The sequence below is a fragment of the Serratia ficaria genome (assembly GCF_900187015.1).
GTDB lineage: Bacteria > Pseudomonadota > Gammaproteobacteria > Enterobacterales > Enterobacteriaceae > Serratia > Serratia ficaria.
On sequence record NZ_LT906479.1, the window covers coordinates 3023337 to 3045743 of the forward strand.

At 59.9% G+C, this 22407-nt stretch carries 27 protein-coding genes and 1 pseudogene; 7 read left to right on the forward strand and 21 right to left on the reverse strand.

Annotated features, from left to right (window positions below):
• Positions 1–104 precede the first annotated feature (104 nt).
• Positions 105–341: a DUF4060 family protein gene (locus CKW09_RS14350; RefSeq protein ID WP_025303167.1), complete on the reverse strand. Its 237-nt coding sequence runs from the start codon at positions 339–341 to the stop codon at positions 105–107.
• 83 nt (positions 342–424) lie between these two features.
• The gene (locus tag CKW09_RS14355; protein ID WP_095097914.1) at positions 425–739 is read right to left on the reverse strand and encodes a phage protein NinX family protein; all 315 of its coding nucleotides are present in this window, start codon (positions 737–739) and stop codon (positions 425–427) included.
• A gap of 169 nt (positions 740–908) precedes the next feature.
• On the opposite strand from CKW09_RS14355, the pseudogene CKW09_RS14360 reads away from it, so the two are divergent.
• A pseudogene (locus CKW09_RS14360) lies at positions 909–1073 on the forward strand (VOC family protein); the annotation flags it as partial.
• Positions 1074–1154: 81 nt separating this feature from the next.
• On the opposite strand, the gene CKW09_RS14365 reads toward CKW09_RS14360, so the two are convergent.
• Positions 1155–1427 (reverse strand): YebO family protein, encoded by a 273-nt coding sequence (locus tag CKW09_RS14365; RefSeq protein WP_061794598.1) that lies wholly within the window; start codon positions 1425–1427, stop codon positions 1155–1157.
• A 93-nt stretch (positions 1428–1520) separates the two neighbouring features.
• A complete protein-coding gene (locus CKW09_RS14370; RefSeq protein WP_061794599.1) occupies positions 1521–1679 on the reverse strand; it encodes a PhoP/PhoQ regulator MgrB in 159 nt (52 codons plus the stop codon).
• Positions 1680–1841: 162 nt separating this feature from the next.
• Between CKW09_RS14370 and CKW09_RS14375 the strand changes: the two genes are divergently transcribed.
• Positions 1842–2075: a YobH family protein gene (locus CKW09_RS14375; RefSeq protein WP_061794600.1), complete on the forward strand. Its 234-nt coding sequence runs from the start codon at positions 1842–1844 to the stop codon at positions 2073–2075.
• A gap of 39 nt (positions 2076–2114) precedes the next feature.
• Here CKW09_RS14375 and CKW09_RS14380 read toward each other — a convergent pair whose 3' ends face one another.
• Positions 2115–2354 carry a DUF2766 family protein gene (locus CKW09_RS14380; protein ID WP_061794601.1) on the reverse strand — a complete coding sequence of 80 codons (240 nt, stop codon included), beginning with the start codon at positions 2352–2354 and terminating at the stop codon, positions 2115–2117.
• A gap of 198 nt (positions 2355–2552) precedes the next feature.
• Here CKW09_RS14380 and CKW09_RS14385 point away from each other — a divergent pair, with 198 nt between their 5' ends.
• Entirely contained in the window at positions 2553–2765 is a 213-nt protein-coding gene (locus tag CKW09_RS14385) for a YccJ family protein (protein WP_061794602.1), read from the forward strand.
• Between the two features lie 450 nt (positions 2766–3215).
• Positions 3216–3602: a helix-turn-helix domain-containing protein gene (locus CKW09_RS14395; RefSeq protein ID WP_061794604.1), complete on the forward strand. Its 387-nt coding sequence runs from the start codon at positions 3216–3218 to the stop codon at positions 3600–3602.
• Positions 3603–3609: 7 nt separating this feature from the next.
• Here CKW09_RS14395 and CKW09_RS14400 read toward each other — a convergent pair whose 3' ends face one another.
• From CKW09_RS14400 to lysM, 5 genes are all read right to left on the reverse strand, one after another.
• Entirely contained in the window at positions 3610–3963 is a 354-nt protein-coding gene (locus tag CKW09_RS14400) for a DUF1304 domain-containing protein (protein WP_061794605.1), read from the reverse strand.
• 429 nt (positions 3964–4392) lie between these two features.
• Positions 4393–5334, reverse strand: coding sequence for a pirin family protein (locus tag CKW09_RS14405; RefSeq protein ID WP_061794606.1), 942 nt, complete (start codon positions 5332–5334; stop codon positions 4393–4395).
• Between the two features lie 91 nt (positions 5335–5425).
• Positions 5426–5590: a hypothetical protein gene (locus CKW09_RS24740; RefSeq protein WP_165283120.1), complete on the reverse strand. Its 165-nt coding sequence runs from the start codon at positions 5588–5590 to the stop codon at positions 5426–5428.
• A 23-nt stretch (positions 5591–5613) separates the two neighbouring features.
• Positions 5614–5754 carry a hypothetical protein gene (locus CKW09_RS24745; RefSeq protein WP_167387250.1) on the reverse strand — a complete coding sequence of 47 codons (141 nt, stop codon included), beginning with the start codon at positions 5752–5754 and terminating at the stop codon, positions 5614–5616.
• 282 nt (positions 5755–6036) lie between these two features.
• Complete coding sequence (gene lysM / locus CKW09_RS14410; protein ID WP_061794607.1) at positions 6037–6483, reverse strand: peptidoglycan-binding protein LysM; 447 nt, start codon at positions 6481–6483, stop codon at positions 6037–6039.
• Between the two features lie 230 nt (positions 6484–6713).
• Here lysM and CKW09_RS14415 point away from each other — a divergent pair, with 230 nt between their 5' ends.
• Together CKW09_RS14415 and CKW09_RS14420 are read left to right on the forward strand one after the other, a co-directional pair.
• Positions 6714–6905 (forward strand): YdfD/YebW family protein, encoded by a 192-nt coding sequence (locus CKW09_RS14415; protein WP_061794608.1) that lies wholly within the window; start codon positions 6714–6716, stop codon positions 6903–6905.
• A 119-nt stretch (positions 6906–7024) separates the two neighbouring features.
• On the forward strand, positions 7025–7249 hold the full coding sequence (locus CKW09_RS14420) for a biofilm development regulator YmgB/AriR family protein (protein ID WP_095097917.1): 225 nt from the start codon (positions 7025–7027) through the stop codon (positions 7247–7249).
• 78 nt (positions 7250–7327) lie between these two features.
• Here the strand turns inward: CKW09_RS14420 and CKW09_RS14425 are convergent, their stop codons facing one another.
• The 6 genes from CKW09_RS14425 to CKW09_RS14450 all read right to left on the reverse strand — a co-directional run bounded on the left by CKW09_RS14425 (position 7328) and on the right by CKW09_RS14450 (position 15149).
• Positions 7328–8410 carry a porin gene (locus tag CKW09_RS14425; RefSeq protein WP_061794610.1) on the reverse strand — a complete coding sequence of 361 codons (1083 nt, stop codon included), beginning with the start codon at positions 8408–8410 and terminating at the stop codon, positions 7328–7330.
• Between the two features lie 580 nt (positions 8411–8990).
• Complete coding sequence (astE, locus tag CKW09_RS14430; RefSeq protein WP_061794611.1) at positions 8991–9974, reverse strand: succinylglutamate desuccinylase; 984 nt, start codon at positions 9972–9974, stop codon at positions 8991–8993.
• A gap of 11 nt (positions 9975–9985) precedes the next feature.
• Positions 9986–11326 carry an N-succinylarginine dihydrolase gene (gene astB, locus CKW09_RS14435; protein ID WP_095097920.1) on the reverse strand — a complete coding sequence of 447 codons (1341 nt, stop codon included), beginning with the start codon at positions 11324–11326 and terminating at the stop codon, positions 9986–9988.
• 49 nt (positions 11327–11375) lie between these two features.
• Positions 11376–12848 (reverse strand): succinylglutamate-semialdehyde dehydrogenase, encoded by a 1473-nt coding sequence (astD, locus tag CKW09_RS14440; protein ID WP_061794613.1) that lies wholly within the window; start codon positions 12846–12848, stop codon positions 11376–11378.
• Positions 12848–13882 (reverse strand): arginine N-succinyltransferase, encoded by a 1035-nt coding sequence (gene astA / locus CKW09_RS14445; protein WP_061794614.1) that lies wholly within the window; start codon positions 13880–13882, stop codon positions 12848–12850. Before astA ends, astD begins: the two co-directional genes overlap by 1 nt.
• A gap of 52 nt (positions 13883–13934) precedes the next feature.
• Positions 13935–15149 (reverse strand): aspartate aminotransferase family protein, encoded by a 1215-nt coding sequence (locus tag CKW09_RS14450; RefSeq protein ID WP_061794615.1) that lies wholly within the window; start codon positions 15147–15149, stop codon positions 13935–13937.
• 682 nt (positions 15150–15831) lie between these two features.
• On the opposite strand from CKW09_RS14450, the gene CKW09_RS14455 reads away from it, so the two are divergent.
• Positions 15832–16806: an alpha/beta hydrolase gene (locus CKW09_RS14455; protein ID WP_061794616.1), complete on the forward strand. Its 975-nt coding sequence runs from the start codon at positions 15832–15834 to the stop codon at positions 16804–16806.
• Here the strand turns inward: CKW09_RS14455 and CKW09_RS14460 are convergent.
• Genes CKW09_RS14460 through CKW09_RS14480 form a run of 5 tightly spaced genes read right to left on the reverse strand, consistent with a single transcriptional unit; the run spans position 16794 to position 22392 of the window.
• Positions 16794–17771: an ABC transporter ATP-binding protein gene (locus CKW09_RS14460; RefSeq protein WP_061794617.1), complete on the reverse strand. Its 978-nt coding sequence runs from the start codon at positions 17769–17771 to the stop codon at positions 16794–16796. The two genes, CKW09_RS14455 and CKW09_RS14460, sit on opposite strands and share 13 nt — an antisense overlap.
• Complete coding sequence (locus tag CKW09_RS14465; protein WP_095097923.1) at positions 17761–18747, reverse strand: ABC transporter ATP-binding protein; 987 nt, start codon at positions 18745–18747, stop codon at positions 17761–17763. Before CKW09_RS14465 ends, CKW09_RS14460 begins: the two co-directional genes overlap by 11 nt.
• Positions 18744–19694: an oligopeptide ABC transporter permease gene (gene opp4C / locus CKW09_RS14470; RefSeq protein WP_061794619.1), complete on the reverse strand. Its 951-nt coding sequence runs from the start codon at positions 19692–19694 to the stop codon at positions 18744–18746. The genes CKW09_RS14465 and opp4C overlap by 4 nt, the downstream gene beginning before the upstream one ends.
• A 4-nt stretch (positions 19695–19698) precedes the next feature.
• Complete coding sequence (locus CKW09_RS14475) at positions 19699–20655, reverse strand: ABC transporter permease (RefSeq protein WP_061794620.1); 957 nt, start codon at positions 20653–20655, stop codon at positions 19699–19701.
• Between the two features lie 48 nt (positions 20656–20703).
• Positions 20704–22392 carry an ABC transporter substrate-binding protein gene (locus CKW09_RS14480; protein ID WP_174524323.1) on the reverse strand — a complete coding sequence of 563 codons (1689 nt, stop codon included), beginning with the start codon at positions 22390–22392 and terminating at the stop codon, positions 20704–20706.
• Positions 22393–22407 lie beyond the last annotated feature (15 nt).

Sequence of the window (22407 nt, forward strand, 5' to 3'; positions counted from 1 at the left end):
GGCGGCTTTTTAACACTTAACCCCGTGTGCATCAAGGATTAGCACCCCGAAGCCAATGGCCAGGGCGCTATTTTTGATCGGGAGAAACGGCAGAGCGGCGGCGGTTAGCCCGGCATGCCGCACAGTTTGGTCAGATTGCGCGCGCCGATCATCAGCGTGGCGACATAAGACTGGCGGCGCGTGACCACTTCCACCGCCACGCGATCGTTTTGATATTTGATCAGATAGGTCGAGGGCCAGCCCTGACGGCGCTGCCCGAAGCTTTCGGCATGACGATCGATCGCCGCATGGGCAATCACCAGATGAGACAAGTTTTTATCACCTTTGATAATGCGCTTCATAAACAGGCTCCGCCAAAGACAGTTCTGTTATAAGAAAAAGGAAAAACTATTCGCCGGTCATCGGTATTTCTGTCGCTGCGGGTTTAGCGCGCCATCTCGCCGGCCTGCTGACTCAGCAGGAAGCAGATCATCGCCGCGCGCAACGGGCTGGCGCAGTCCGCCTGCCATTCACCGCGCTGGGTTTTCATGCGCGCCTGCCACTGCAGGCTGTCGCTTTGGCCGTCGGGGTTGAGGCTGATTTTATTGGCGCAGATAATCGGCCAGGCATCGGAGGGATTCTTGCAGTAATCTTTACCTTTCACGCCGCCGTAGGGATACCATTTATCCGGGTTTTCTCCGGTGATCAGCGCAATGCTGCGGTTCACTTCGGCGTCGCTTTCTTCATACCATTTAATCATCGGCTTTATCCGTCTTTCGTAAGGTTGGCGCTACATTACGATGCCAATACGACAGATTTATGACAAAGCGGCGGCTTTCACATTATCCCTACTAATGTTTTTCTCACTTTATCTTTAGCAAGAGCCTGATTACACTTTTCGCCATGGATCTGACTGCCGGAATCTCACTATGCTCACCGGGCTTAACCACCTGACGCTCGCCGTGACCGACGTTGACCGCAGCCTCGACTTTTACCGCGACCTGCTGGGATTTGTGCCGCACGCGCGCTGGCAAAGCGGCGCCTATCTGTCGCTGGGGGAACTGTGGCTGTGTCTGTCGCTGGATGCGGCCCGCTCGCCGGGAAAAGCCCTATCAGGGAATGACGTTTTTCTGACGGGGCGGAGGGCTAACGGCGCCGTCCGCCGCCGCGCTCGATTAACGCTCGGGGATAAAACCTTTGAAATCCAGCGCCGGGCTGAGGTCGTCATCGTCAGCCAGGCCTTCGCCGCGGGCGTTTTGCGCCAGGCTCTTCAACAGCGCCGTTTGTTGACGCTGCTGCTCGGCAATTTCCTGCAGCAAACGGATCTGCTCGTTGGCGCGCACGCTGGCGCGGTTCACCAGGAACCAGACCCACAATCCCACCAGCAGCGCCAGGGCTGCAACGGCAAGCGACACCAGGCCGTTCTGGCCAACACCTAAATCAAACATGGACAACCTACCTACTGCGAAAATCAGGCCAACATCTTAGCACCCGAAGCCGGGCCGCGAACATCCCGGCAAAAAATTGTTCCGCTCCTTCACTCACCAGGGGATGAAGCGAGTCACCGAACACACCCCCAACGCAAAATTCCCGCCATCGTCGCAGTAACTGTCCAGCGCCAGCAGATAAAAGAACAGGCAGGCAGCGACGGCCGCAACGATCACGAGGATTTTTTTTCGCAACAAATTTAGCAGCCTCATTGTTATCTTGGTAATCTATTGCCCATGCTATCACAGCTAACTTAAACGAAGTTTAACCCGTCGTTTAGATTTCTCGACAAGGGTTATTTTTCAGATTGTTACCCTTGTCGCCTGCGCCCCGGCGTGGCTAGATCTTCTCATCGAAGATAGCGAGGAACCTCAATGAGCAAATTGATTAAATGGGTGGTCGTGCTGGCGGTGATTTACGGCGGCTTTCTGATTTCGGGCTATGGCGTGCTGATCGGCAGCAATGCCAACGTCGGCGGGCTGGGCCTGCAGTGCAAGTATCTGACGGCGCGCAACGTGGCGACCGCACAGTACGTGAATGGCGATAACGGCATCATCGGCGTCACCGACTGTCCGCTGTTCAAGAAAATCGAAACGGTGGTGGACTAACCCCCCACCGTCCGACGCCGCCGCTCTGCGGCGGCCGCATCAATTGCGGGTAAACTTCATCTCAATCAGCGCAATCGCTTTTTCGATCGCCCGTCGGGTCACCGGATCGGCTCCCGCAGGGTGAGTGGAAAAATCGATGCTTTTCAATTGGCCGGCCATCTTGTCTCGCACCTCGGTCGGCGCAATCACGTCAATGACGTCCAGAATCTGCTTGATGACCAGTTGGCAGGCGACCAGATCGGAAGCCAGTTCCTGATCGTTGCTCAGCATGTCAGACATAATACACTTTCCCTCTTAATTCAGACGCCGCACAGGATAACATGGCGCCCGCCGCTTGCCGATCCCTGTCCGCGCAACGCTGATTATTCAGCGCCAATGCGCATCGGGCGGCAAAATCCTTCCCCGCTTTGGCCTATACTGCAGGCATGGGCGCCGTCAGGCGCCGCTCACCAAGCCACAACCCGAAGGGAGAAAGTTATGGCGAACCACAATGTGAAATCCTGGGCGACAGTGCGTGAGACCTCCGTCGAAATTGCCGAGGCAATCTTCGAACTGGCGGGAAATGATGAAATTTTGGCGCAGAAGATTTGGGAGGAAGGCAGCGACGAGGCTCTGCAGATGGCCTTCGCCAAAACCAGTGCCGATCAGCTGTACTGGGGTGAAGAAACCGTCGAGAGAAAGAACGTCTGATCGCCGGTTCGGCAACAAAAAGCCCGGGCGTTCAGCCCAGGCTTTTTCGGCAGTCGGTCAATCCGTTCCGCGGGGAACAATGCGCCCTGACATCACGGCTCTTCACCTCCCACGCCTTCCGCATTATTCATTCTCATCACCGGCGTGGCGATAAAAGCGCCGACGCCCACGATTACAACCAGAGTAATAATCACTGTCATCAACATGCGATCACCCCATCAACGCTGCGTTGTTACGGCTGACTCGGTTTAAGCGGGTATTGCTGCGGCCGGCACCCCTGCATATTCGGCGGTAACGGGCCAAGCCAGAGTAGCCGTTTTTCCCTCCGGCTGACAAGCCACTTGCCGATGGTATTTCCGAATAATTTCGCGCCGGCGCCGGCGGCCTTTTTGTCCGCGGCGGCAAGTTGTGTATACTTCACCGCTATGTAGATCTCACACAGACGCACTGATGATACAAGAACACCATCTCTCGTTGGTCTGCGCCCTCAGCAAATGGGTCGAAACTCATCTGGGAAGAGTGATCCATCTCGAAGAGCTGGCCGAATACTCCGGCTACTCTCTGTGGCACATGCAGAAGTTGTTCAAAGAAGCGACAGGGATTTCGCTGGGCAAGTACATTCGCGAACGCCGGCTGGCCGGCGCGGTTTATCAATTGCGCAGCAGTGAAGCGTCGATTTTTGATATCGCCCTGGATTTCGGTTTCGGCTCACAATCGCATTTCACTTATATGTTCAGAAAGCGCTTTAACATTACGCCTTATGACTTCCGCCAGGATCCGAGCGTAGACCTGCACATCGCTCCGCCGCTGCACGTCATCCACCAGAAGAGCGCCTGACGGCGGGTTACCGCGCCAACCAGCCCGCCAGTATGGCAATCAGCGCCGGCAAAGCCTGCACCCACAGGATCTTGCGGCTGGCGGTCAACCCGCCGAAAACGCCGGCCACCAGCACGCAGCCGAGGAAAAACAGCTGCAGCGCCGGGTCTTCACGCCAGTATCCCCAGGCTAACCCCGCCGCCAGAAAACCGTTATACAACCCCTGGTTAGCCGCCAGCACCCGCGTCGAGGCGGCGAACTCCGCCGTGGTGGCGAACGCCCTCCTCCCTGCCGGCCTTTGCCACAGGAACATTTCCAGCACCAGGATATACAGATGCAGCGCGGCGATGAGCAACACCAGAGTATCAAAAATTATTATCATTATTTCCCACATGGTTAATTGGCATGCATCTAATCAAGTATAATCATTCCCGGGAAATTGAATCATTAACCGACATAAAAAAACCCGCCGCAGCGGGTTTGATTGTTGACTCATTCAGCGTTAGTTCAGCGCCACCACCAAAAGTGCCGCGATAGAGATCCAAAACGCCGCCGTAGCAACAACAACATGGGATAATCTTGCACGATAGAGTACTTGGCTCATAATGACCTCACTGGCTTCTGACTAACGGGTAGATAACATCACTGCTTGGGATTTATCTTAATCTTCTGCCCGGTCAATTTATTTGCGCCAGATCACTATTTACCATATCAACTATATATTCTAAGAAACTTGGACTTCCGATCACATTAATTCGGCGTTAATAGAGCGAAATGAATAAGATCTTCGCCTCGTTATAGCCCGAAGGCATCAAACATCGCTCCAGGGCAAGCGCGGCGCGGTCATGCGGCCTCCCGAATAGCCGTTCACCTCGGGAAAACGGCTATTCCCCTGCTCCCAATCTCGCTGCGCCTGAATTATCTCCTCTCTGGTATGACCAACGAAATTCCACCAAATGAGAATCTCTTCGTTTAATGGCACTCCGCCGATTAATAATCCCCGGCTGCCTTTCGCAGCCTTTAACCCAATAGAGTTAATGTTCATGCCCAAATAGGCGAACTCATCAGGTGAAAATTTTTCATCATTAAGCTCAAATGCACCAATAAGGGGCAAAAGGCCTATTTCGTAATCATTATTCAGCGGCAATTGCAAATCGCCATCGGCCTGCCATTCCAGATCGAGGGCGATTATTGGCGAAAGCGTAAACACCGGCGAACGATATTGACCAAATTCACCGACCAATAGCCGGTGATTAACATTGCCGTCCAACCATTGCGGCAAATCCGGGTAGTGGTCAAATCGCGGCGCCATATCGGCGTGTTCCGCCGGCAGCGCAATCCACAGCTGCGCGGCATGCAGGCGCCGTTGCTTTCCCGCCGACTGCTCGGTATGCGCGATGCCGCGCCCGGCGGTCATCAGGTTTACCTGCCCCGGCCGGATCAGCTGCTCGCTGCCCAGGCTGTCGCGATGCAGCACTTCGCCTTCAATCATCCAGGTAAAGGTCTGCAGGCCGGTGTGCGGATGCGGGCCGACGTCCATGCCGGGATCGTCGCCGTTGAAAACCGTCGGGCCCGCATGGTCGAGAAAACACCATGCGCCAACGGTGCGCCGTTCCCGGGTGGGCAACGCGCGGGCGATCGGCACGCCGCCGACTTCGGCGGTGCGCACCGCAATGCGTTGGATTTGGCTCGCGCCGTCGGGCGTCGGGCACAAGCGGGAAGACGAAGACGGGGTTGGGCGGGAATGACTCATTGCAAAGACCTCCTGAAAGACGCCGTGGCCAAAAGATGCCAGGCTCCAGCTTAGCACAGGGCCGCCGGCCGGAAAGGTCTCAAACGCTCGCTCAAGGGGCCTTGATATAACAGCCTTTTATATCGATATCATCGCGCGCATGTTTCAAATCGGAGAAGTAGGTCACGCCAAAGAGAATCGACACAACCAGCAACACCGAGACCAACAGGCCAATAATCGCCAGCAGTTTGGTTTCATCGTGGAGATTGGGCTCCATTTTATCCCCTGTGGTTAACGGCCTCAGGTCAGCCACAGCGTGACCGTCAGCGTAAAAATAATCAGGGAGCAAGAGGCAATCGCCAGCACTATGATGGCAAATTGCGCATCTCCCAGGGTTTCTCGATAGTTTTTATCCGGTGAGGCATTACGCTGTGGTTTCACAAAATCTGTCTTAACTCGTCAACTGCGGGCATTGTTGTTATAGGGTGATTGATGAGCGCCGTCAGAGCGGGCTGTTCAAGATTTTGCGTCCAATGCTTCTCAGACCTCAACCGGGGCACGACGCTACCAATTTTCCTCCTCAGGGTCAACACTCCCCCACCTGGAGGGCGACCAAGCGCACAGAGCATGTCTATTTTTTATGACGAACCCACAATCATTAGCACGTCTAATACCCTGACATAAAAAAACCCGGTCAATGACCGGGTTGCTGGGTTAAGACGCTTACTGCGGTATGCGCAGCACCTGCCCCGGATAAATTTTGTCCGGGCTGGAGAGCATTGGCTTGTTGGCTTCGAAAATCTTGTTGTACTGATTGGCGTCGCCGTATACCTCTTTGGAAATGGCGCTCAGGGTATCGCCCTTCTTCACGGTGTAGAAACGGCTTTCCGCTGCGGACTGGGCCACCGCCACCTTGTCTTCCACGCCGCTGATGCCCGCCACGTTGCCGATCGCCACCAGAATTTTCTCTTTCAACTCCTGGCTGGCGGCATCGCCGGTCACCACGGCTTTACCATCAACGACCTGCACATCGACTTTGTCGATGCCCGGCAGGCCGGTTTTATTGAGATGCTCCTTCAGTTTGGCGCTTTGATCTTCGGCAGTCGCATTGCCGGTGACCGTGTCCCACAGTTTCTCGCCGGCTTCTTTGACGAAGTTAAACAATCCCATATCCGCTCCTTTTGATGGTTGCAATATTGCATTGAGTTAAGGCCTGTTAAGCTTAGCACCGCAAAAGGGATATTCAATCGGCCTGCGGGATTAAAGGGTTGGAGTAATCCGAAAATACGACGTTTATCTGTCAATTCGGCCTATTCCCCAGTGATGACGCTGAAAAATCGCGCTTTTTTACCTACAATGTTCGCAAGACACCCGCAGCGTGACGGAGGATGCGAGAAACTATGTACGCATTGGTGATGTTTGTATGCTATCTGGATGGCGGCTGCAGCGAAATGGTGGTCGACGTGCTGCGAGACGAACGCCAGTGCCTGGTCGCCATGAAGGAACAAAACCTGCGTCATGCCGGCTGTTACCCGATGGAAGATTTTATCGACGGCTTCTGGCTGCCCGCCAGCGAGTATTCAACCTTCTGATCCCCCGGGCCTGCGCGCCTGAGGAATTTCTGATTTCCTCGGAAAATGCGGCTGGCGCTACGGCTTCAGGCCGCCATTTTGCTAAATTGCACGCTCCGAAAGATACGGAGATACCCTGCATGCCAGTCTCTGCTCATTCCGACGAGCATTATCAAACCCTGTTGCACGACGTCAGCCTGGCGCTCGGCGGCGCGGTGCTTCAGCTGATCAATAATAATAAAAAGGTTTCCGGCGGCAATATTCTGGCGCAGCTGGTGGTGGAGATCGAGCGCGAACAGAACCCGCGGCGATCCGCCACGCTGCGTTCAGCGATTGAGCTGGTGGGCCTGGCGCCCAGGGGATAGCTTTCTATATAAGGAAGGCAGAGCTTGCGCCCTGCCTGGTTACCGATCCCGACACAGGATGAAGGTAATGGCCTCTGATTAGAAACGGTAGGTCAGGCTGACCGCCACGATGTCGTCATTGGCCAGTTTCAGCTTGTTGTCGTCGCTCAGCTGGTTGATCTGATAATCCACGTAGGTGTACATGTTTTTGTTGAAGTAGTAAGTCGCGCCCACTTCCACGTATTTCACCAGATCGGCATCGCCGATGCCTTCGATATCCTTGCCTTTCGACTGCACGTAGGCCACGGAAGGACGCAAACCGTTTTCGAACTGGTACTGAGCCACAACTTCGAAGTTCTGCGTTTTGTTGGCGAAGCCGGAGGTGCCGTTCACGCTGATTGGCGTCATGTTGCGCGTTTCCGCGTACATGGCGGCCAGGTAAACCTGGTTGGCGTCGTATTTCACCGCGGTGGTCCAGGCGGTGGCGCTGTCACCCTGGCCATAGGCCAGCTTCTTCTGGTCGCTGGTGCGGTTGGAGTCAGAGAAGGCCGCCGCTACGCCAATGCCGGAACCGCCGATGTCCTGATAATCCAGGGACAGGCCGTAACCGTCGCCGTTTTGCTTGGTCACGCTGCGGCTGTCGCCGTCGTTTTTGCCCTGATACTGCACCGCCAGGTTCAGACCTTCCACCAGGCCGAAGAAATCGCGGTTGCGGTAGGTCGCCAGACCGTTGGAACGGGCGGTCATGTAGTTATCGGTGTAGCTGTAGGAGTCGCCGCCGAATTCCGGCAGCATGTCGGTATAGGCTTCGGCGTCATACACTACGCCGTAATTGCGGCCGTAGTCGAACGAGCCGTAGCTGCCGAATTTCAGACCGGCGAAGCCCAGACGGGTTTTGGTGCCCGCGGTGCCCTGCGCTTCATCGTGGTTGGCCTGGACGTTGTATTCCCACTGGCCGTAACCGGTCAGTTGATCATTGATTTGCGTTTCACCCTTGAAACCCAGACGCACATAGGTCATGTCGCCGTCGTTGGATTTGGCGTCGCTGAAATAGTGTTTGGCGTTAACACGGCCATACAGGTCGAGTTTATTGCCATCCTTATTATAAATTTCAGCCGCGTTGGCGAAGGTGGTGATTGCCCCGAGGGCAACGGCTAAGGCTAATACACTGCGTTTCATCATTTATTTTCCTAGATATTATAATTAAAACCCTGCCTGTCACGCCCAATTTATACTTTGGGCTGTGATCTTTATATTTTGCTATTTTATGAGCCCCTCTAATACAGGAGCCATGTGACATTAGCATCATGAATCCAAACTTCAAATCGAAAAGTTCATAAAACACCGTGGATAAAGCATGTTTATTTGTAACTTTATGTTTCAATCAAGTTATTCACAACGCATTGATTACACGCATTTTTTGCTTCATATCTTATAACCAAAATGGTGCATCGCACCAATTTGGTGCGCAGCGGTTTCGTTTTGTATGCTTTTCATACCAATCGAAAATAACATTAAAATTAGCATGGTTACTAATAACGTTACGGATTTCACATTTTCGTCTTAACAAAACCGACAGGCGAATATAGCGGCGTCAATATTTATTTCCCCTCCCTTTAGCCACCGTCATCAAGCGGCGCCAGAGAGAAACAAAAAGCGTGTATTAACCTGCATTTATTCGACAAGGAATAAAACGATAAAAAGCGGAGTTTACAGCGGGAATATTATGACCGCGGCGCGATAACGCCGCCGCGGTGGGAAATTAATACAGGGTGGTGCGCGGAACCTCGGTCAGCAACATGCCGGCACGCAAGCCAAGCGCGACATTGGGGTTGGGAAACAGCACCCATTCGCGCGGGTGGCTAACGCGGTAAGCCTCGCCCGGCTGCTCGCACAGCAAGGTCCCCTGCTTCAGCTCGGTGAAGTTGGCGGTATCGTCGCTCAGGTGCAGCGTAAAATCGTCACTGCGCTTAATCAACGACTGCGCGACGCGGAATACCCGCACAGCAGGGCCTGCGCGCTCAGGCAACGCTTCACCGCTCACCGCAGCCTGCAGCGCGCGGTCAATCGCGGCGAACTGCCGCAGATCGTTGCCGCCGAACGGCCGCGCCTTGCCCAGCTCCAGCGTACAGCTGGCCGCATTGAGGTGCTCGCTGGAGAAATGGCTGAAGGTGCCGCCCGGCGCGCTGTGGATCACCAACGCATCCAGCTCTGCCGCATCCAGCAACGCCAGCATGCCGCCGCTGTAGGGGCGCGTTTGGAAAGGCAGGATGCCGAAGCGCGGCAACAGCGACTCGCGGATGGCGGTATGCAGATCGTAATGGAAACGCTCCGCTTTCTCGCCGTCAAAGAACCCCTCGAGCACCTGCTCCAGCTGCTGCGCCCGCGCGGTTTCTCCGCTGTGGGCGAAATCGCCGAAGCGGCCGCCGAACATGCGGTTCATATCGCTGTGCAAATAACGTTTCCCCGCGCGCATCGCCGCCGGATTGCCCAGCACCACCAACAGCCGCACCGCCAGCGGCCGCAGGCCGGCCAAGAGATCGCTGACCAACTGATTCAGCAGCTCTATCGGCGCGGTTTCATTGCCGTGGATGCCGGCCGACAGCACCACCGCCTGGCGATAGTCGCGCCGCGGCGTCATTTCCAGCAGCCCTTCGCCCAGCCAGCGCCAGCGCAGCTGCGCCGTTTCACCCTGCTGGCTCGGGGGCACGGCCCCCTCCAGTGTCAGGGGCAATAAATCAAACATGATGGCCCCGCTTATTGTTGGAACGGATAAATGGAACCCAAACCGAGGATCGACGTCAGCGAATCCAGCGCTTCGCGCCCCTCGCGCAGCAGCTGCGGGTCGGCCAGATCGTCCTGGGTCAGGCGGTCGCGGTAATGGCGATCGACCCACTGATTCAGCGTGGCGAACAGCGTATCGTTCATCATGACGCGCGGATTGACCGCACGCAGCTCCTGTTCATTGAGCGCTACGCGCAGACGCAAACAGGCCGGACCGCCGCCGTTGCGCATGCTCTCGCGCAGATCGAACACCCGGATTTCATCGATCGGCCCGCCGCCGGACGCCATATCGCTCAGATAACCCCATACGCCGGCGTGCTGACGCGACTCTTCCGGCACCACGATCATCATTTTGCCGTTCGGCTTGGTCAGAATCTGGCTGTTGAACAGATAGGTCGCCACCGCATCGGCCACCGACACGCGCTCCGTCGGCACTTCGATCGTCAGCAGTTCGCTGTCGAGCGTCGCCATTTTGCCGCGCACTTCGTCCAGCGCCCGCTGCTGCTGATAAAACGCCTGCTGATGATGGAACAGCAGGTTCTGGTTGCTGACCGCAATCACGTCATTGTGGAACACCCCCTGATCGATCACCGCCGGGTTCTGCTGCACAAACACCGTATGGCGTTCGTCGAGCTGATGCAGACGGGCGACCGCCTCGCTGGCTTCGCGCGTCTGGCGCGCCGGATAACGCGTCGGCGCGGTTTGGCCGCCGAACTCCTGGCGCCCATAAACGAACATCTGCACGCTGCGTTTGGCGTAGTCGCCGCCCAGGCGGTTATGGTTAGCCGCCCCTTCGTCGCCAAACAGCGCCACCTGCGGCAGCGCCTCATGGTGGGAAAAATGCCGTTCATCGTTGAACATCGCCCGCAGCACGGCGGAGGTGGTTTCCGCCTCAATCGCGCGATGGAATTTATTGTTCAGGTTGGCGGCGGTGAAATGCACCCTGCCGTCGGCGCTGTCGGCCGAAGGCGACACCGTGGCCGCGTTGGCGGTCCACATGCTGGAGGCCGAGCTGAGCGCCGACAGCAGGCGCGGCGACTGGCGTATCGCCTGCGCCAGCACCGCTTCGTCGGAACCGCTGAACCCCAACCGGCGCAGCATCGGCAAATGCGGCCGCTCCTGCGGCGGCAATACCCCCTGCTGGAAACCGAGATCCGCCAGCGTTTTCATCTTCAGCAGCCCCTGTTTGGCCGCCAGTTTCGGGTTCGATACGCTGTTCTGATGCTGCGTCGACGCCTCGTTGCCGAACGACAGCCCGGCGTAGTGGTGCGTCGGGCCCACTAAACCGTCGAAATTGACTTCATATCCTGACATGTTGATCCCCTGGGGATGACGTGCGGCGGCGCCATGGCGCCGCCGACGATTAACGGAACGACAAGCCCGGCGACAGGCTGGCCGGCAGCGACAGGCTTTCGCTTTCCAGCGACGCCATCGGCCAGGCGCAGTAATCCGCCGCGTAGTAAGCGCTTGGGCGGTGGTTGCCCGAGGCGCCCACGCCGCCGAACGGCGCCGCGCTGGAAGCGCCGGTCAACGGTTTGTTCCAGTTGACGATGCCGGCGCGCGCCTCCAGCAGCAGCCGGTCGAACAGTTCGCGCCGCGGCGACACCAGCCCGACCGACAGGCCGTAGCGCGTCTGGTTGGCCAGCCGCAGGGCCTCGTCGAAGTCGCGGTAGCGGATCACGGTGGTCAACGGACCGAAATACTCTTCATCCGGCACCCCGCGCACCCCGGTCAGATCGATAATGCCGGCGCTGAGCAGAGAATTACCCTGCTCCAGGCGCTGCATGGTCAGCAGCGGCTTGCCGCCCAGGGCCAGCAGGTTTTGCTGCGCCTCGAGCATTTTCTCGGCCGCCGCCGATGAGATCACCCCGCCCATAAACGGCTGCGGGTCGGCATCCCAGCGGCCGATGCGCAGCGCGCTGGCCACCTGCACCAGGCGTTCGATAAAGGCGTCGCCCTCGGCGCCCTGCTTCACCAGAATGCGGCGCGAGCAGGTGCAGCGCTGGCCGGCGGAGATAAACGCCGACTGGATCGCCAGGTTGACCGCCGCATCGCGGTCTTCAAAACCGTCGACGATCAGCGCGTTGTTGCCGCCCATCTCCAGCGCCAGGATCTTCTCCGGCTGCCCCGCCAGTTGGCGGTGCAGGTGATAGCCGGTGCCGGCGCTGCCGGTAAACAGCAGGCCATCGATGTCGGCGCTGGCGGCCAGCGCCTCGCCGGTCTCCCGGCCGCCCTGCACCAGATTGATCACCCCAGCGGGCAAACCGGCCCGCTGCCACAGCTTCAGCGTCGCCTCTGCGGTCAGCGGCGTCAGTTCGCTCGGCTTGAACACCACGCAGTTACCCGCCAGCAGCGCCGGCACGATATGGCCGTTCGGCAGGTGGCCGGGGAAATTATACGGGCCGAACACCGCCAGCACGCCGTGCGGCCGATGGCGCAGCACCGAAGCGCCGTCGGCCATCGGCGTATGGCTCTCGCCGGTGCGCGCCTGATAGGCCTGCAGGGAAATGCCCACCTTGCCGATCATCGCCTGGATTTCGGTCAGCGTTTCCCAGCGCGGCTTGCCGGTCTCGCGGCTGATGGTTTCAGCCAGCGACGGCTTGTGCTCCTCCAACAGCGCGGCGAAACGCTTCACCAGCTGCTCGCGTTGCTCAAACGGCGTACGCGCCCAGGCAGGAAAAGCCGCGCGGGCGGCTTCGCAGGCGGCGGCGACGTCGTCGGCGTCGGCGGCGTTGGCGCGCCACAGCGGCAGATTGTTCACCGGATCGGTTTTGCCGAATTCAGCGCCGCGGCCCTGCCGCCAGACGCCGTTGATAAACAGTGCGGGATGCGACATCACGCTTTCTCCTGTGCAATAAGGGGGATCACCCGCACCGGGCTGCCCTGTTCGACGCCCAGCGCCGCCGCGGTGGCGGCGTTGACGTGCAGGCGATCGTCATACAGATCGGCATTAACCAGCAGTGCGCGGTAGTGTTGATAATGATCGTTAGCCACCAGCAGCGCCGGGGCATCGGGACGCATCGGGGTCTCGTCCAGCACCACCTTCACCAGGCGGCTGTGTCTGACCGCGCGGATCTGGTCGATTTCCGCCTCCAGCGTCGGGCCGCCGTCGAAGATATCGACGTAGCCCTGGTAGCGCAGACCTTCCGACTCCAGCACCCGGCGCGCCGGCACCGTCTGCGGATGCACTTCGCCGATCACTTTTTGCGCGTCCTCGGCCAGGAAGTCGACGTACAGCGGGTGCTTCGGCATCAGCTCGGCGATAAACGCCTTCTGCCCGGTGCCGCTCAGGTAGTCCGCCTTGGCGAACTCGATGGAAAAGAAATGGCGCCCGACGCTTTCCCAGAACGGCGAGCGGCCGTTTTCATCGGAAAAGCCGCGCATCTCGGCGATCAGCCGGCGCGCGAAGCGTTCGCGGAACGCGGCGATAAACAGGAAACGCACCTTCGACAACAGTTTGCCGTTCTCGCCGTGGCGATAGTCCGGATCAAGGAACAGCGTGCAGAGTTCGGAATGCCCGGTGTGATCGTTGCTGAGGAACAGCGTCGGCACCGACTTATACACGTTCAGCTGTTTGGACGCGTGCACCTGAGTGCCGACGCGGAAGCTGTACCAGGGTTCCGCCAGCCCGACGGCCACTTCGATCGCACAGACCCCCACCACCTGCTGACGCTCGCTGTCTTCCAGCACAAACAGATAACACTGGTCACTTTGCGGAAGTTCGCCTTGCCAGGTTTTTAACGCCCGCTCAATGCGTGCCGACAGGGTATCTTCATTTTGCGGCAGTGAAGTGAGACCGATGCCGGACTTGCCGGCAAGCCGCAGTAAATCAGCCAAATCGCGACGCTCTATAGGGCGAATAATCATCATAATGCGAACCTCTTCTGAATCAGGCTGCGCCGCTGAAGGCGCAGCCCGTTTGTTAGCTGCAAATCCGCGCCACGGCGCGCGCGAATCGCGCCAGCCCCTCTTTCACATCCTGCTCAGGAATGATCAGCGATGGGGTGAAGCGCACCACGTCCGGCCCGGCGATCAGGGCGATCACCCCTTCTTCGTTGGCCAGTTGGGTGATGTGTTTCGCCTTGCCGGCGTAATCCTGGTTCAGCACGCAGCCGATCAGCAAACCGCCGCCGCGGATCTCAGAGAAGATCGGGTATTGGCGGTTGATCGCGTTCAGCCCCTCGAGGAACCATTGGTGACGCTGCTTGACGCCTTCCAGCACTTCAGGGGTGTTGATGATCGAGAACACCGTGCCCGCCACCGCCGTCGCCAGCGGGTTGCCGCCGTAGGTGGTGCCGTGGGTGCCGACGCCGAGGGTTTTCGCCAGCGCGTCGGTGGTCAGCATCGCGCCGATCGGGAAGCCGCCGCCCAGCGCCTTGGCGGTGGTCAGCACGTCCGGCACCACGCCGTACTGCATGTAGGCGTACAGGTGGCCGGTGCGGCCCACGCCGGTCTGCACTTCATCGAAGATCAGCAGCGCATTGTGGCGGTCGCACAGTTCGCGCAGCCCCTGCAGGAAGCTGGCGTCGGCCGGCAACACCCCGCCTTCGCCCTGGATAGGCTCGACGATCACCGCGCAGGTGCGGTCGTTGATCAGCTCGGCGGCGGCGGCCAGATCGTTATACGGCGTATGGGTGATGCCGCCCGGCAGCGGAGCGAAGTCCTGCGAGTACTTCGGCTGGCCGCCGGCGGAAACGGTGAACAGCGTGCGGCCGTGGAAGGCGTTATTGAACGCCACAATCTGGTCTTTCCCGGCGCCATGCCGGTCGTGCGCATGTTTGCGCGCCAGCTTCAGCGCCGCTTCGTTGGCTTCTGCGCCGGAGTTGCAGAAGAACACCTTGTCGGCAAAGGTGGCGTCGATCAGCTGTTTGGCCAAGCGCAGCACCGGCTCGTTGGTGTAGCCGTTGCCCAGGTGCCACAGCTTGCCCGCCTGCTCCACCAGCGTCGCCTTCACCGCCGGGTGCGCATGGCCCAGCGCGTTGACCGCGATGCCGCCGGCGAAATCGATGTAAGACTTGCCCTGTTGATCCCAAACCTGTGAACCTTCTCCCCGCACCAGAATAAAATCAGCGGGGGCATAAACCGGGACCATCCAGTCGTCGAAAGACTGGCGGGTAACTGCGATTGGCTGTTCCATAGTGACCTCATAACTTCAGCAAAGGCTGAATTTTGACTGTAAGGGCCGTTCCTGCCCGGATGTTCCGCAACAAAACAAAAAAACCGCAGCGCGACACCGACTTTCCGACCGGTGATAACTCTGCCATTCACCGGCCATTCAGAAACAAATCTGTTACATAAAATCGATTTTTCGCTATTTATGCCGCGTATCGGGTCCGGAACGGGGAATAAATGTTAACGAGCAGTTAAAATACATGCCGTTTGATAAAGAGTGTAGAGCAGCTATCGTGCCAAAACGGGATTTTCGGGGGATTTTTGGATTTTTTTCGTTAAAACAACGGCTTATAATGCATACTTATTCAATATTTATGCATTGGTAATGAATAATTGAAAAAATAAGGCCGGAAATCATCATCGGCCGCGAAATCCTATTCAATTGCAAAAAACTTCAAAATTTCTGATCGCGCTCGCAAAAATAATTTGGCCCGATTTGCTCAAGGTCACACTTTTGCCCCGTCAAAGTGCAGGCCACGCACCATTATCGGGCAAGGCCGCGTCAACTCAGGCGTTGCGCGGCGCGTTGCCCCCGCGCGATGCGCTCGGCGGCGCGCCGTTTTTACCGCGGAGCCCATCTTGATTAACCAGCGACTACACTGTGATCCTGACCGCATTTTTCTTATTTCAGCTCACCAGGAGACACCATGTCCAAAAAAACTGTCGATCTCGGCCAGCCGGCCGCACAGCGCGATATCCGCGCCTTTCTCGACGCGTTGAACGCCGGCGGCGGCAAGCCGATGGAGCAGATGAAACCGAAAGAGGCGCGCAAGGTGTTGGAAGGCGCGCAGAGCAGCGTCGAAGTGCCGCTGCGCGAGGTGGAGATCAGCGAGAAAACCATTCACGTCGATGGACAGGACATCCTGCTGCACCTGGTGCGGCCGGCCCGGGTAAAAGAGAAACTGCCGGTGTTTATGTTCTTCCACGGCGGCGGCTGGGTGCTGGGGGATTTCCCCACCCATGAACGGCTGGTGCGCGATCTGGTGCACGCCTCAGGCGCCGCCGCGGTGTTCGTCAACTACACCCCGTCGCCGGAGGCGCATTACCCGACCGCCATCAACCAGGCCTACGCCGCCACCGAATGGGTGGCCGAATACGGTGAGAAAATCAACGTCGACGGCGCGCGGCTGGCGGTGGTCGGCAACAGCGTCGGCGGCAACATGGCGACGGTGGTCAGCCTGATGGCGAAGGAGAAAGGCACCCCGGCGCTGCGCTGCCAGATCCTGCTGTGGCCGGTGACCCACGCCAGCTTCGATACCGCGTCTTACCGCCAGTTCGCCGAAGGACACTTCCTCACCCGCAACATGATGAAATGGTTCTGGGACAACTACACCACCGACAAGGCGCAGCGCAAAGAGATCACCGCCTCGCCGCTCAACGCCTCATTGGAGCAGCTGCAAGGTCTGCCGCCGGCGCTGGTGCAGACCGCCGAGCTGGACGTGCTGCGCGACGAAGGCGAAGCCTACGCCCGGCTGCTGAACGCCGCCGGGGTCGAGGTCACCGCTACCCGCTACAACGGGTTGATCCACGACTACGGCTTGCTCAACCCGCTAGCCCAGGTGCCGGCGGTGCACTCCGCCCTGCATCAGGCCGGGCGCGCGCTGAGGCACTACCTGTCCTGACCGGCGTAATGGCAGGCCACCCGATGGCCGGGCGCCACGCTGCGCAGCCGCGGCGCCTGCTCGCGGCATTGCGCCGTCGCCTGCGGACAACGGGGATGGAAACGGCAGCCGGACGGCGGATTGGCGGGATTGGGCGGTTCGCCGCGCGCCGCCTGTGGCGCGCGGCGCTGCGGATCCAGCGTCGGCACCGCCGCCAGCAGCGCCCGGGTATAGGGATGGCGCGGCTGGCGAAACAGCGTGTCGCGATCGGCGCTTTCGACAATCTGCCCGAGATACATCACCGCCACGTCCTGGCACAGATGCTCCACCACCCCGAGATCGTGCGAGATAAACAGCAGCGTCACTCCCTGCCGTTCCTGCAGATCGGAGAACAGGTTGATGATCTGCGCCTGTATCGACACGTCGAGCGCCGAAATAGGCTCGTCGGCGACGATAAATTCCGGCCGCAGGATCAGCGCGCGGGCGATGCCGATACGCTGGCGCTGTCCACCGGAAAACTCGTGCGGGAAGCGCCCGTAATGTTGCGCCGACAATCCGCAGATCTCCAGGGTATCGATCACCCGATCGCGCACCTCGCTTTTGCGCGCCAATCCGTGCTGCAACAGGGCTTCGCCAATCGCATCGCCGACCCGCAGGCGCGGATTCAGCGAGCTGTAGGGGTCCTGAAACACCAGCTGCATTTTCGGCCGCAGGGCGCGCATCCGGCCGGCGCTCAGGCGGTCCAGCGCCTGCCCCCGGAACAGCACCTCGCCGGCGGTCTTGTCGTGCAGCCCCAACAGCGTGCGGCCGACGGTGGTTTTGCCGCTGCCGGACTCGCCCACCAGCCCGAAAATGCTGCCTTTGCGAATGCTAAAGCTGACGTCGTCCACCGCGCGCAGCTGGCCGGTGGTTTGCCCGAACAGGCCCTCGCGCAAGGGAAAATATTTTTTCAGTCCTTTCACTTCAACCAAAGGTTCAACCGACATTTATGCGCCCTCCGGCGTTGAGAAAACAGGCCGACTGGCGCTGCAGCGGGCCATACAGCGGCGGCACGCCGTCGCGGCAGCGGACGGTGGCCTGCGCGCAGCGCTCGGCGAAGGCGCAGTGGTCCGGCAGACGGGTCAGGTCAGGCACCTGGCCGGGAATGGAATACAGCCGGCGACGGCGCTGCCCGGGCACCGGACGCGAAGCCATCAGCCCCTGGGTATAAGGATGCTGCGGATCGGCCAGCACTTCGCGCGTCGGCCCCTGCTCGACGATGCGCCCGGCGTACATCACCGCCAGCCGGTCGGCCATCTGGGCGATCACCCCCAGATCGTGGGTAATCAGCATCATCGCCATATTGTGCCGGCGCGTCTGCTCATGCAGCAGCGCCAGGATCTGCGCCTGCACCGTGACGTCGAGCGCGGTGGTCGGCTCATCGGCGATCAACAGCGCCGGGCGGCAGCCGATGGCCATGGCGATCATGATGCGCTGCAGCATGCCGCCGGACAGCTGATGCGGATAGCACTTCATCAACGCTTCCGCGCGCGCCAACCCCACCTCCGCAATCAACCCGATCGCCTGCCGCCAGGCGGCTTTGGGCGACAAGCCGCGGTGGCGGATCAGCGGCTCCATCAGCTGCTCGCCGAGCGTCAGCACCGGGTTGAGCGCGCTCATCGGTTCCTGAAAGATCATCGCCAATCGATTGCCGCGCAGGTCGGCCATCTGCGCAGGGCGTAACTGCAGCAAGTTCTGCCCATCAAAGCGGATCTCCCCGCCGTCAATCCGCGCCCCCGGCGGCGGCAACAACCCCATCAGCGCCATGGCGGTGACGCTTTTGCCGCAGCCCGACTCGCCGACGATCCCCAGCGTTTGCCCGGCATGCAATTCCAGGCTGAGCTGCTGCACCGCCCTGGCCCGCCCTTGTTCGCCGTGGAAGGACACCGACAGCTGCCTGAAGGCCACCAAAGGCTGGCTCATGGTCTTACCCCGTTCATTTTCGGATCCAGCGCGTCCCGCAGGCCGTCGCCGAGAATGTTGATCGCCACTACGGTGATGAAGATCGCCAGCCCGGGCGGCATCCACAGCCAGGGGCGGCGCTGAAAGTCGATCAGGCTGTTGGCGGCGTCCATCATGTTGCCCCAGGAGGGCATCGGCGGCACCACCCCCAACCCGAGATAGCTGAGCGCCGACTCGCTCAGGATCGCATTGGCCACCCCCATGGTGGCCACCACCACCAGGATCGGTACGGTGTTGGGCAGCAGATGGCCGAAAATGCGCCGACGGGCGGACAATCCCAGCACCTCGGTAGCCAGCATGAAGTCGCGTTCGCGCAGCGACAGGATTTGCCCGCGCACCAGCCGCGCCAGCGACGGCCAACCCAGCAGGCTCAGCATCATCATCACCATATAGATGCGGTAGTCCGACGAAACGTCCAGCTCGTTCAACATCGCGCCCATGACGATCAGCAACGGCAGGCTGGGGATGGTCATCACCAGATCGGCGAAGCGCATAATCAGCTTGTCCGCCACGCCGCCCAGATAGCCTGACAGCGCGCCGAGCAGGTAGCCGAGCGTGACCGACAGCAGCATCGACACCAGGCCGATGGTCAGCGAAATGCGCCCCGCCAGCAGCAAACGGGTGCCGATATCGCGCCCGAGAAAATCGGTGCCGAGCCAGTGTGCGGCCGTCGGCGCCTGATTGATGTTCAGGGCGTCGCCGGCGTCATCCCGCCACGGCGACAGCATCGGCCCGAAGACGCACAGCAGCGCCAGCAACAGCAGCAGCGTCAGCGAGATCATCGCCGGCCGATGCCGCCGCAGCCGCCGCCAGGCCTGCGCGGTCGGCGGCGGCGACAGCTGCGCCAGCGCCGGAAGTTGCGCCTGCCGCCAGCGGCGACGGCGACCGAGAAACAGCGTAGCCAACATGGTATTACCTCAAACGAATGCGCGGATCGGCATAGGCGTACAGGATGTCCGCCAGCAGGTTGCCGAGCAGGGTCAGCACCGCCAGAAACAGCGTAAAGCCCATCAGCACCGGGTAATCGCGCGCCGCCAGCGAATCGATGTGAATGTGCCCGGCGCCTGGCCAGTTGAAGATTTTTTCGGTGATCAGCGCGCCGGAAAACAGCGCCGGCAGCTCGAACCCCAGCAGGGTGATGAGCGGCAGCAGCGCATTGCGCAACGCGTGGCGCAAGATCACCGTTTTTTCCCTCAGCCCCTTGGCGCGCGCGGTGCGGATATAGTCCATGCGGATCACCTCCAGCATGCTGGCGCGGAAATAGCGCGTCAGGGTGCCGGCCTGCAGCATCACCAGGGCCAGCACCGGCAGCAGCAGATGCGCCGCCACCTCCAGCGCCCAGGCCAACCCGGTCGCTTCGCTGCCGGTGCGCAGCATGCCGCCCGCCGGCAGCCAATGCAGATCGACGGCGAACCACTTGATCAGCAGCAGGCAAAGGAAAAAGGTCGGGAACGACATGGCGGCGAACACCCCCACCGTGACCAGGTGGTCGAACGGCGAATACGGCTTCATCGCCGAGGCGACCCCGATCGCCAGCGCAATGCCCCAATACAGCACCAGCGCCACCGCCGCCAACAGGAACGAGTTCCAGATATACTGGTTCAGCAGCGTACTGACCGGGATCTGATACTGCAGCGAAAAACCGAGGTCGCCGTGCAGCAGTTGGCCGAGCCAGTGCAGATAGCGGGTCAGCAGCGGCTGGTCCAGCCCGTACAGCGCCCGCAACTCCGCCGCGCGCTGCGCCGTCAGGTTGATGTTGCCGTCGATAAAATCGCCGGGGGTCAGCGCGAAGATGCAGAAAATCAGCAACGAGGCCAGCAGCAGCATCGGAATGGTTTGCAGCAGCCGACGCAGAATAAAGTTTCTCATGCGGTATCCCATCACCGCCGCCCGGCCCGGCGCGGCGGCGTATTGCCGTTACCGGGCCAGTTTGACGTTCGGCAGGCTGCCGACCAGACCGTTGTAGATGTCCGGCTTGAAGCCGCTGACGCGCGCGCTGCTGGCGCTGAGCACCTTGCGGTTGCCCAGCAGGATCACCGGCGGATCCTCCGCCAGCGTCTGGTACAGCCGGTGGTACAGCGGCTTGCGCCGTTCGATGTCCAGCGTGGCGTTGGCCTGACCGATCAGCGTATCCACCTGCGGATTGCTATAGCCGGTTTCGCTTTCGCTGCTGATGAAGTCGCGCACCCCGTCGTGCGGATCGTTCAGGGTGCTGGTGCTCAGCGACGCCAGGTCATAGTTGCCGGTCTTGCGCTGCGCCAGCAGCGCGTTGAAATCCAGCACCTGCGGCTTCAGAACCACGCCGAGCCGGCGGTAGTTGTCCTTGGCGATCGGCACCAGCGCGTCGTTGAGCAGCTTTTTGGTCACCAGCAGCGTCAGCTCCAGCCGCTTGCCGTCTTTCTGCCGAATGCCGTCGGCGCCCGCTTTCCAGCCCGCCTCGTCCAGCAGCCGTTTGGCCTTATCGAGATCGTAAGCGTAAGGATTGATGCCGGCCGGATCATAGGCCCAGGAAATGGGGGAGATCGGCTGGTTGGCCACCGTGCCGTAGCCCTGGTAGACCACGGCGATCAGCTTCTGCCGATCCAGGCCGTAGATCAGCGCCTGACGCACCCGCTTGTCCTGCAGCGCCGGGCGCCTCAGGTTGAAATCGATGCGGCTGTAATCACTGGAGCTGTAGAGGTTGATGTTGGCGAAACCGAGCAGCTTCAACTGCTCGATATCGTCCGGTTTTGCGGTGAAGGCGTCGTAGTCGGTTTCACCGGTCTGGAACAGCTGGAAGTTGGTGGCCGGGTTGGTGACGCGATAGATAAACCGCGCCATCGGCGGCGCGCCGAGGTAGAAGTTCGGGTTGGCGTGGAAACGGATCTCCTGACCCGGTACGTATTTGTCGTAAATATACGGGCCGTTGCCCAGCGGTTTGCCGCTCAGCGCGCGCACGCCGTCGAGTTTGCCGCGCCGGTAGTCTTTGCCGTAATAGGCTTTGGACAGCACCGGCCCGCCGATCAATTGCAGCGTGGTGGCGCCCGCCTGGGTCGTGGTTATCTGAAGGGTGCGATCGTCGATCACCTTCAACCCGCTGATGCTGTCCGCGGTGCCGTTTTTATAGGCCTCGCCGCCCTGAATATGCGCCGGGGCAATGTCGGTTTCGCCGTCGTAGGCCGGGTCATGCAACAGCGTGAGGGTAAAGGCGATATCCTCGGCCTTGAGCGGCGAGCCGTCGCTGTAGACCAGGTTGGGCCGCAGCTTGATGACATAGGTCAAATTATCGGGGCTGACCTGCCAGGACTCCGCCAGCCGCCCTTCCGGCTTGCCCGCGCTGTCCAGGCCGATCAGCCGGCTGAAGATCACCTCGGTGACGTTCTCATCCCAGCCGTTGGTGAACAGATAAGGGTTGAAAATGCCCTGCGGTTCGAGAATGCCGGCGACCACAGTGTCCTTGCGCAGCTTGGCGGCCGTCGGCACCAGGCCGGCGTCGGTGGCCGGCGTGATGCCTTCCGCCAGCGTTTCCCCCTGCGCGCTGAAGGATATGCCCAATGCGCAGGCCAGCGCCAGCGGCGCTAACCGATTGTGCAACAGTTTGTTTATGTTATTTTTTATTCCGCTCACCCACTGCCCCTCATC